We start from the raw sequence: 9,779 nt of genomic DNA, 5'->3' as shown, positions 1-9,779 counted from the left end.
GAGCTGCTTGGCCAGCAGGGCCACGAAGATCTGCGACTTCTGCTTGCCGAACCCGGGCAGCTCCATCACCCGCGCCAGCAGCTCCTTGCCAGTGCTCGGCTCGGTCCAGAGCCGGGTCACGTCGCCGTCGTAGCGCTCCTCGACCACGGCAGCCAAGGCCTGCAGGCGCGCCGCCATCGAGCCCGGGAAGCGGTGGATCGCGGGCGTGGTCGCACAGAGGGCCGCGAACTCCTCGGGGTCGGCCGCGGCGATCCGGGCCGGGTCGAGGCTGCCGAAGCGCTCCAGCACCTTCGCCGGCCCCCGGAAGGCGTGCTCCATCGGGTACTGCTGGTCCAGCATCATCCCGACCAGCAGCGCGAAGGGGTTCTCGGTCAGGACCTGGTCGGCGGCGGCGTCGCCGGTGATGTGGATGGCCATGGGCCCATCATGCCGACCACGCGCGCCATGGACGAACCCGCAAATCCGTCAGCCGCGGGCATCCGACCCGACCATCACCCGCTCCGGTGACGGGTCGTCCGCCCCCGGGGCCGGCAGGTCACGATCCTCCCGCTCGAGCCGGGCGCCCTCGATGTCGACGTCCGGCATGATCCGGTCGAGCCAGGCCGGCAGGTACCAGGCGCGGTGACCCAGGAGCGCCATCACGGCCGGCACGATCGTCATCCGTACGACGAAGGCGTCGATCAGGACACCGAAGGCGAGCGCGAAGCCGATCGACTTGATCGTGGCGTCGTCGCCGAGGATGAACCCGGAGAAGACCGCCGCCATGATCAGCGCGGCCGCGGTGACCACGCGGGCTCCGTGGCGGAAGCCTCCGACCACCGCCTCCTGCGGGCTCGCGCCGTGCACGTAGTCCTCCCGCATCCGGCTGACCAGGAAGACCTCGTAGTCCATCGCCAGTCCGAAGAGCAGCCCCACCAGCAGGATGGGCAGGAAGCTCATGATCGGACCCGTCGACTCCACTCCCAGCAGATCGGTGAACCAGCCCCACTGGAAGACCGCGACCAGGGCGCCGAAGGTGGCCGCGAGGCTGACCAGGAACCCGGCGGTCGCCTTGATCGGGACCAGGATCGAGCGGAAGGCCAGGGTGAGCAGGACCAGGGACAGCCCGACCACCACCACCAGGAACAGCGGGAGCGCACTGGTCAGCCGGTCGGAGATGTCGATGCCCAGGGCGGTGTTCCCGGTGACGTAGAGCTCGCCGCCGGTCGCCTCGGCCACGGCCGGCTTCAGGTCGCGGATCGCCTCGACCAGCGCCTTGGTGTCGGTGGCCGCCGGGCCGCTGCGCGGGATCACCGTCAGGATCGCCGTGTCCCCCGCGGGACTGAGCACGGCAGGGCTGACCAGGACGACGTCGCTCAGGGCGCCGATCTCCTCGCCGGCGCGCTGGGCGGCGAGGAGTCCGGCCTCGGCGCCCGCCACCCCGGCGGCGTCCACCACCACGGTGAGCGGTCCGTTGAAGCCCGGGCCGAACCCGTCGGCGAGCAGGTCGTAGGCCTGGCGCTGGGTCGCCTCGGCGCTCAGGTTGCCCTCGTCGGGAAGGCCGAGCGTCAGGTCCAGGGCGGGTACGGCGAGAGCACCGGTGCCGATCAGCGCCGCCACCAGGAAGGCGACGGGGCGTCGGGTGACCAGGCTCGCCCAGCGGGCACCGGCCGAGGGCCGGGTGGCCAGTCGCGCCTGGCGACGACGCAGCCCCGGCACGGGCCACCGGTCGAAGCGCGCGCCGGCGAACCCCAGGAGGGCGGGCACCAGCGTCAGGGCGACGAGTACGGCGACCGCCACCATGCCGGCGGCGACCAGGCCCATGGTGGTCAGGAAGGAGATGCCGACGACCGCGAGCCCGGCGAGCGCGATCATCACGGTCGCGCCGGCGAAGACCACCGCGCTGCCGGCCGTGCCGACGGCCATGGCCACGGACTGGCGCGGCTCCATGCCGTCGGCGAGGTTCTGCTTGTGCCGGATCGAGATGAACAGGGCGTAGTCGATGCCCACCGCGAGGCCGACCATCAGGCCGAGGGTCGGCGCCGTGCTGGTCAGCTCGACGATCGAGGAGACGGCCAGGGTGGCGGCCATCCCGACCCCGACGCCGATCAGCGCGGTCAGCAGGGGCAGCCCGGCCGCGAGGAGGGAGCCGAACGCGACGGCGAGCACGAGCAGGGCGACCAGGACGCCGAGCGCCTCGGTGGCCGACTGCGCGGCCTCGGCGAGGGTCGCCTCGCCGCCGATCTCGACGGTGAGGCCGGCAGCGCGCGCGTCGGCGCCGACGGCCAGCAACTGCTCGCGCGCGGTGTCCGTGATCGAGTCGACCTGGACGACGTAGGAGACGGTGGCGAAGGCGATCCGTCCGTCGGCCGAGACCGCGCCGGTCGCGAACGGGTCCGACACGGCGGCGACCTGCTCGGCACCCGCGGCGTCCGCCAGGGTCTCGGCCACGGCCGACCGGAAGGAGTCGTCGCCCAGCGACTCACCCTCGGGAGCGGCAAAGACGATCCGGGCCGTCGCTCCCCCGGCGGCCCCCTGACCGAACCGCTCCTGGAGCAACTCGGTGGCCTCGACCGACTCCACGCCCGGGATGCTGAGCTGCGCGTCCGCGCTCTTCGCGAACGCGCCCGCCAGAGCGCCCACCGTGACCAGGGTCAACAGCCAGGCCGCCAGCACCACGCCCCTCCGATCGAAGGCGAATCGTCCGACGCGGAACAGGAAGGTGGCCATCTCAGTCGTCTCCAGAGCACTCGTCCCGAGGATCGACTGACCGCTCGGCAAGTGACCACTCTGCCAAGACGACTGACCGATCGTCAAGTTGGCGCCTGACCGGTCGGCAAGGGCGAGCCTTACCGGTCGGCAAGCGTGGATGATGCTCGCAACGCCTCGCCCGGGTTAGAGTTGACAGATGACCGCCCCCCACGTCACCACCGCGACCGACGGTGTCGTCGCGCCGAGCCAGCGGTTCGTCGAAGCCGCCCTCGACCTGTTCGTCGAGCATGGCTACAACGGCACCTCGCTGCAGATGATCGGCGACCGTCTCGGGGTCAGCAAGGCCGCGGTCACCTACCACTTCCCCTCCAAGGAGGAGCTGCTGGAGGCGGTGATCGCTCCGGCGTTCGCCGACCTGACCCGTGTGCTGGCCGAGGCGGAGGCCGTACGACGGGAGGGCGCCCGGCGCAAGCAGGCCCTCTCGACGTACATCGACTACCTGATCCGCCAGCGTCGGGTGGCCTCCTGGCTCAGCCGCGACGTCGCAGCGCTGACCCATCCGGTGGTGCTCGAGCCCGGTCAGGCGCTGACCGAACGGATCACCACGCTGCTCGTCTCGAGCGTCGACGACTCCACCGCGCGGATCTGGGGCGCTGCGATCAGCCAGGCCCTGACCGGTCCGGTGATGGCGCAGATCTCGGTCACCGACGAGGAACTCCGAGCCGAGCTCCAGGCCATCGGCGACCACCTGATCCGCGGCTACCAGGCCACCCGCCGACGCGGCTGAGCGTGACGCCTGCTCGCCCGCGGGCGAGCTCAGTCGGCCTTGACCGCCAGCACCGGGCAGTGGGCGTCGAGGAGGATCCGCTGGGCATTGCTGCCCAGGATCAACTTGCCCACCGGTGAACGTCGACGCAGACCGATCACGATGAGCTCCGCATCGCTCTCCTGAGCGATGCTGGCCAGGTCCTCGGCGGGTTCGAAGCCGCGCACCAGCTGACGGAGGTCGTAGTTGACGCCGGACCCGTCGAGCAGCCCCTTGACCTTGCTCATCTCCTGCTCGGCCACCCCGGCAGCCCTCTCGTCGAACTCGGAGCCTCCCCGGTGCGAGTTGACCACGACGAGCTTGACGCCGCGCAGCTTCGCTTCCTCGATGCCCTTGACGAGGGCTGCGTGTCCCTCGGCCTTGGGCACGTACCCCACTACGACGGTCCCCATCGGGTCTCCTGTCCTCGTACGTCCTGACCGGCTGGTCCACCGGCACCGTACCCAATCGACGCCTCCGGCGGGAGCCTGTGGAGAGCGTCGGCGTCGTGCGAGCGCCCTCGGGCAGGGTGGCGGCGGAGGTCACGTGCACGGATCCGACACACCACTCACCCCTGTCGAACAGGCGACCCTGCGTCGCGCCGTGCTCGAGCTGGCCTCCGCGGAGCGACGTCGGGTGTTCACGCCCCTGCTCCACGTCGGCACCCCCGGCGGCGACCAGGAGCTCTTCCCGGCCGGCGAGGAGATCGACCACTCCCTGGCCACCGACGTGCTGGCCGCCCTGCTCCGGCGAGCCGAGCGCCACTCCCCCGGGCCGCTGGTGTGGCTCACCCGATCGGGATCCCTGGACCCCGAGGACATCGACGCCCGCTGGCTGGCGGCCACGATCGCCGCGTGCGCAGAGGCTGGAGCGCCCGTGCGGATGGTGGTGGTCACCCGACACGGCTGGCGCGACCCCCGGTCGGGAGCGCGACGCACCTGGGTCCGACTCAGGTCACGCTGAGCCGGATCACTCCCAGGTGTGGACCGGCTCGTTGGTGTGCATGCCTTGGGCGTACTCCAGCAGCGTCGCGCGCAGGGCGTCGTACCTGTCCTGGTCGGAGCGCTGCGCCATCCGGCGCACGAACCACTCCGCGCCGGTGACCCCGGTCAGGCAGCGCTGCTCGATGATGCCCAGCAGCCGGTCGCGCACCTCGGGCTCCACGCCCCACGCGTCGAGGCCCTCGTGGGCCATCGGCAGCAGCCGCCGCAGGATGAGCTCGGTGGCGCGCACCTGGCCGACGCCGGGCCAGTAGATCTGCGCCTCGACCCCCTGCTGGGCGGCGACGTGGAAGTTCTCCTCGGCGGCACTGAACGACATCTGGGACCACAACGGCCGCTCGCTCTCGGCCACCGCGCGCACGAGACCGAAGTAGAAGGCGGCGTTGGCCACGGTGTCGACGACGGTCGGACCGGCCGCCAGCAGGCGGTTCTCCACCCGCAGGTGGGGGACGCCGTCGGCGATGTCGTAGACCGGGCGGTTCCAGCGGTAGATGGTGCCGTTGTGCAGGCGGAGCTCCACGAGTTGGGGCGTGCCGCCGGCCTCGAGCACCTCGAGCGGGTCCTCCTCCTCGGTCACCGGCAGCAGCGCCGGGAAGTAGCGGACGTTCTCCTCGAAGAGGTCGAAGACCGAGGTGATCCACCGCTCGCCGAACCACACCCGGGGCCGCACGCCCTGCGCCTTGAGCTCTTCGCTGCGAGTGTCGGTGGCCTGCTCGAAGAGCGGGATGCGGGTCTCGCGCCACAGCTGCTTGCCCAGCAGGTACGGCGAGTTGGCACCGACCGCGAGCTGGGGACCGGCGATCACCTGCGAGGCGTTCCAGTACGCCGCGAACTGGTCCGGCGAGGTCTGGACGTGGAACTGCGTGCTGGTGCAGGCGGCCTCGGGCACGATCGAGTCCGCGGTGGCCTCGAGCCGCTCGGGGCCGGAGATGGAGATCCGGATGTCCTCACCCCGGGCGTTGAGGATCTGCTCACTCAGCAGCCGATAGCGGGGATTCGCACTCAGCGACGCCAAGCCCATGTGTCCCTCGGCCAGGGTGGGCAGGATCCCGATCATCACCAGGTGCGCGCCGACCTCGGACGACTTCTGCTCCGCGTGGTTGAGACCGCGCCGCAGCGTCTCCTCGAACGTGGTCAGCCCGCCCTCCCGCAGCTTCGCGGGAGGGACGTTGATCTCGATGTTGAACTGCCCGAGCTCGGTCTGGAAGTCGGGATGGGCGATGGCGGCGAGCGCCTCGGCGTTCTTCAGGGCGGGATCGCCGAACTCGTCCACGAGGTTGATCTCGACCTCGAGGCCGGTCATCGGGTCGTCGGTGTCGAAGCGCGCCTCGCGCAACATCCGGGCGAACACGTCGAGGTTGCGACGCACCTTCTCCCGGTGACGCGTCCTGTCGGCCCGTGAGAACTCCTGTGCCTCGACCTCTGCTCCCATGACCGCACCCTAGGTCACCCGGGCCAGTCGGAGGAGCCCTCAGGCGGGTTCACCTGTCCGGAAGGGGCCTTCCCAGAGGGCCGGCGGTGCGGCGTGCACGAGCGCGTCGGCCACCAGGCGGGCCAGTCCGTGCTCGGGAGCGACCGCCCGGCAGCGGTCCACCGCGCACCAGGCGAGGGCCCCCTGGCCGGCCAGCCACGCCGTGAAGCCGAGCAGGGCCGCGGGGGTGGCCACGAACTCCTCGGGCGCCCGACGGACCAGGTCAGTCCAGAACCGGACGTGGTCGCGCGCGGTGACCCGGCTCGTGCCGGACCAGACCTCGTCGCGGACCGGGAGCTGGCGCAGCGCCCGCAACAGCCGGGCAGCCTGCCCGACGTCGAGCGGAGTGCCGGTGGCGACGTGCTCCTCCACCAGCTCGGCGGCCCAGGCCGCCTCGACCCGACTGGGCTGCGCGGGCGCCAGGTCGGCCAGGGCTCGGCTGGTCGCCCGGACCTGCGTTGGCTGGGGATCCAGACCGGCAGCCAGCTCGCCGCGCGTCTGCTGCGTCACCTGCCCCTGCAGGACCGAAGCGGCGGTGAACCGATGGGACGCCAGGTCGTAGGGACGCCCCAGGGGGCGTTGCCCGGTGAGCTCATGGGCCAGCGGGAACCAGTGCCGACCGTCGGCACGGAAGGCGTCGACGATCTCGATCCCGTCGAACTCGAAGGCGTCCTCCAGGGAGGCGAACACCTCTCGGGCGAGATCGTGGTCGCCGGCGAAGAAGACGAAGACGACCCGTCGCACGCCGTGCACGAGAGCCGGCCCGAGCAGGGCAGCGACCAGGTCGGGGACGTCCGCATCGTCCTCGGCCAGGTCGACGCGGGCGTGGAAGGTGTGCTCGGCGCCGAAGGTCAACATCACCACGGACTGCTCGGGTGTGAAGCCCAAAACCAGAGGGACGGCGGCGATCACGTCCTCGGGACTCCGGGCGACGAGAGGCTCGGCGTCGGAGGAGGCAGGACGGTCGGGAGGAGTGGATGAGGTGTGGGTCATGGGAAGCAGACTCACCGCGATCACCCCCCGCCACCGGGCAGCGGGTCGCGACCTGTCGAGAGGCCGCGCGCAGAGCCTGCCTGTGCAGGAACACTGGCCGGCGCCGACCTCGCCGGCCGGCCGGAACGGTAGTTTGCGGCCATGCCGACTCCGTACGCAGCCGCCTCCCCCCAGGCTCGCTGAATGCGCACGACGGCCTCCGTGCTGCACCTCGACCTCGACGCGTTCTTCGCCTCGGTCGAGCAGCGCGACAAGCCCTCGCTGCGCGGCAAGCCGGTGGTGGTCGGCGGCGTGGGCGGGCGAGGAGTGGTCGCGGCAGCCTCGTACGAGGCCCGGCGGTACGGCGTGCGCTCGGCGATGTCCACCCGCGAGGCGCGGGCCCGGTGCCCGCACGCCGCGTTCCTGGGCGGCCGCTTCGACGCCTACCGGGAGGCCAGCCGGGCGGTCATGCAGCTGCTGCGCACCGCCTCGCCGCTGGTCGAGCCGCTCTCCCTCGACGAGGCCTTCGTCGACCTCCAGCAGGCGAACCTCCCCGATCTTGAGCTGCCCACCGTGACGGCCTTCGCCCAGGAGTTGCGCGCCCGGGTGCACGAGGCCACCGGTGGGCTGACGGCCTCGGTGGGCCTGGGCACCTCCAAGTTCATCGCCAAGGTCGCCAGCGACCTCGACAAGCCCGACGGCCTGGTGGTGGTGGCGCCCGGCACCGAGGTGGAGCTGCTGCGGCCGATGAACGTCACGGTCATCCCCGGGGTCGGTCCCGCCACGGCGGAACGCCTGCGCCGGGCGGGCATCCACACGGTGTCCGACCTCGAGCTGGTCAGCCTCGACGAGCTCGTCGGGCTGGTCGGCAAGGCCCACGGCACCGGCCTGTTCCACCTCGCCCGCGCCGAGGACGACCGGGTCGTCGTCTCGGAGCGTGAGGCCAAGTCGGTCTCCGTCGAGGGCACCTACGACACCGACCTGACCGACCGGAAGCTGATGGAGGCCCTGCTGACCCGCCAGGCCGGCGAGGTGGCTGCCCGGCTGCGCAAGCACGGTCTGTCGGGTCGCACCGTGACGATCAAGGTGCGCCTGCACGACTTCACCACGCTCAGTCGGTCGAACACGCTGGCCTCGCCCACCGACAGCACCGCCACGATCGCCCGGCTCGCCCGCACCCTGCTGACCGATCTCGACACCTCCGGCGGTGTCCGCCTCCTCGGGGTCGGGGTCTCCGGGCTGGCCGACTGGATCCAGGAGGACCTCTTCGGCGAGACCGCCGACGAGGCCGAGGACCTGCCCGAGGTCGTCGAGCCCCCCTCGGTACGGCGAGGCGCCTGGTCGCCCGGCATGGACGTCGTGCACGCCGAGCTGGGCCGTGGCTGGGTCTGGGGCTCGGGGCGCGGCGTGGTCACGGTCCGGTTCGAGACGGCCGAGACCCCGGCCGGTCCGGTGCGCTCCTACCCCGTCGACGACCCCGCCCTCAGCGTGTGGCAGCGCGAGGAGCCGACGATCGAGGAGCCGTCGATCCAGGAGCCGTCGATCGAGGAGCCCGGGCCGGGATCCTGACCACCCGGGCGGCATCGCTGGGCCGGATCTGCTCGTCGTACCCGCCAGCCACCAGCACGGAGCCGTCCGTCAGGGCGGTCACCGTGCGGAACGACCGACCGCCGGGCAGGTCGACATCGGTGCGGGTCATGGTCGTGTCGTCGGGATCGAAGACCTCCAGCGCGGAGCCGCTCGCGATCACGACCCTGCCGTCCGCGAGGGACGTCATGGCACCGTCCAGCTTGAACTCGCCCGCGGACATGCTCGGCCCGGCGAGCGCCCGTGGCTCGGTCAGGTCCACGATCTCGGTGGTCGCCAGCCGGCGACGCCCCTCGGTGGTCCTGGCGCCGCCGACGACCAGGGCGCGCACGTCGTCGAGCGCCGCGACGCCCATCTTCACCCGAGGCGTGCCCAACTCCGGTCCGGGACCCCAGGCCCCACCACGCAGGACCTCGGTCGAGTCCAGTGCCCTACTGCCCCGGGTGCCCCCGACCAGCAGCACCGTGTCACCCAGGACCACGCCGACATGGGCCGCTCGCGGGCTGCTCAGCGCCGGCCCGGCCCGGAGCGTGCCGGTCGTCGGATCGAAGACCTCGGTGCTCGCCAGTGCCGCGCCGGTGGCGTCGAAGCCGCCGGCGAGCAGCACCCGCCCGTCGGCGAGCAACGAGGCGCTGTGGTCCGCCCGGGCCACCTCGAGATCACCGCTGACGGTGAACCGCCCGGCTGCGGGATCGAAGATCTCGACCGAGCCGGTCGGCCCCGCTCCCTCGCCGAGATGACCTCCGGTGACCAGCACCCGGCCGTCGAGCAACCGGGTGGCCGTGCCGCCGGCCCGACCCAGCGCCATCGCCGGACCGGCCACGAACCCTCGCCCGGGCCGGAAGAGCTCGGTCCGACGGCCCGCCTCGAAGCCGCCGCACCCAGGGGTCGTGCACCCGCCCAGCACCAGCACCGAGCCGTCCGTCAGCGGCACGGCCCGGTGCACGGCCCGCGGCTGCAGCAACCGCAGCTCCTCGGCGCGGGCTCCTGCCGAGGGGTCCGGCGCAGACGAGTCCGGCTGTGGCGGACCGGTGCAGGAGACCACCCCCGGCACCAGGGCCACGGCGGTCAGCACCACGGTCACGATCCGCACCCGCAGGCGAGCTCGAGGAGGCACCGGGCTCACCCTGCGCACAGCGCTTCGGGGTCGAGGCGGAACCGGACCCGCTCACCGGGTCGCCGCTGCGCGCACTGCCACAGGTCTTCCTCGCGGACCACGGCCACCACGGGGTAGCCCCCGGTCGTCGGGTGG

General features: G+C 72.2%; 9 protein-coding genes and 1 pseudogene. 3 read left to right on the top strand and 7 right to left on the bottom strand.

All coding sequences use genetic code 11. The annotated features are described in order from the left end of the window. Both ABZE72_RS13305 and ABZE72_RS13300 read right to left on the bottom strand, forming a co-directional pair. The coding region (locus ABZE72_RS13305) for an HhH-GPD-type base excision DNA repair protein (RefSeq protein WP_372729516.1) at positions 1-417 on the bottom strand (417 nt) is incomplete at its 3' end. A 48-nt stretch (positions 418-465) separates the two neighbouring features. Next, complete coding sequence (locus ABZE72_RS13300) at positions 466-2,709, bottom strand: MMPL family transporter (RefSeq protein ID WP_372729515.1); 2,244 nt, start codon at positions 2,707-2,709, stop codon at positions 466-468. Between the two features lie 178 nt (positions 2,710-2,887). Between ABZE72_RS13300 and ABZE72_RS13295 the strand changes: the two genes are divergently transcribed. Next, positions 2,888-3,478 carry a TetR/AcrR family transcriptional regulator gene (locus ABZE72_RS13295; RefSeq protein WP_372729514.1) on the top strand — a complete coding sequence of 197 codons (591 nt, stop codon included), beginning with the start codon at positions 2,888-2,890 and terminating at the stop codon, positions 3,476-3,478. Between the two features lie 29 nt (positions 3,479-3,507). On the opposite strand, the gene ABZE72_RS13290 is transcribed toward ABZE72_RS13295, so the two are convergent. Continuing rightward, complete coding sequence (locus ABZE72_RS13290) at positions 3,508-3,909, bottom strand: universal stress protein (protein WP_372729513.1); 402 nt, start codon at positions 3,907-3,909, stop codon at positions 3,508-3,510. A 133-nt stretch (positions 3,910-4,042) separates the two neighbouring features. Here ABZE72_RS13290 and ABZE72_RS13285 point away from each other — a divergent pair, with 133 nt between their 5' ends. Continuing rightward, positions 4,043-4,459: a hypothetical protein gene (locus tag ABZE72_RS13285; protein ID WP_372729512.1), complete on the top strand. Its 417-nt coding sequence runs from the start codon at positions 4,043-4,045 to the stop codon at positions 4,457-4,459. 6 nt (positions 4,460-4,465) lie between these two features. Here the strand turns inward: ABZE72_RS13285 and ABZE72_RS13280 are convergent, their stop codons facing one another. Next, on the bottom strand, positions 4,466-5,929 hold the full coding sequence (locus tag ABZE72_RS13280; RefSeq protein ID WP_372729511.1) for a glutamate--cysteine ligase: 1,464 nt from the start codon (positions 5,927-5,929) through the stop codon (positions 4,466-4,468). Positions 5,930-5,968: 39 nt separating this feature from the next. Further along, on the bottom strand, positions 5,969-6,961 hold the full coding sequence (locus ABZE72_RS13275; protein WP_372729510.1) for a DUF4192 domain-containing protein: 993 nt from the start codon (positions 6,959-6,961) through the stop codon (positions 5,969-5,971). A 183-nt stretch (positions 6,962-7,144) separates the two neighbouring features. Here ABZE72_RS13275 and ABZE72_RS13270 point away from each other — a divergent pair, with 183 nt between their 5' ends. After that, a complete protein-coding gene (locus ABZE72_RS13270; RefSeq protein ID WP_372729509.1) occupies positions 7,145-8,509 on the top strand; it encodes a DNA polymerase IV in 1,365 nt (454 codons plus the stop codon). On the opposite strand, the gene ABZE72_RS13265 is transcribed toward ABZE72_RS13270, so the two are convergent. Together ABZE72_RS13265 and ABZE72_RS13260 are read right to left on the bottom strand one after the other, a co-directional pair. Next, positions 8,424-9,644, bottom strand: coding sequence for a Kelch repeat-containing protein (locus tag ABZE72_RS13265; protein WP_372729508.1), 1,221 nt, complete (start codon positions 9,642-9,644; stop codon positions 8,424-8,426). The genes ABZE72_RS13270 and ABZE72_RS13265 overlap by 86 nt on opposite strands. A 5-nt stretch (positions 9,645-9,649) precedes the next feature. Continuing rightward, a pseudogene (locus ABZE72_RS13260) lies at positions 9,650-9,779 on the bottom strand (allophanate hydrolase subunit 2 family protein); the annotation flags it as partial.

Source organism: Nocardioides sp., assembly GCF_041600255.1.
GTDB lineage: Bacteria > Actinomycetota > Actinomycetes > Propionibacteriales > Nocardioidaceae > Nocardioides.
This window is presented reverse-complemented; position numbering and strand designations above follow the sequence as displayed.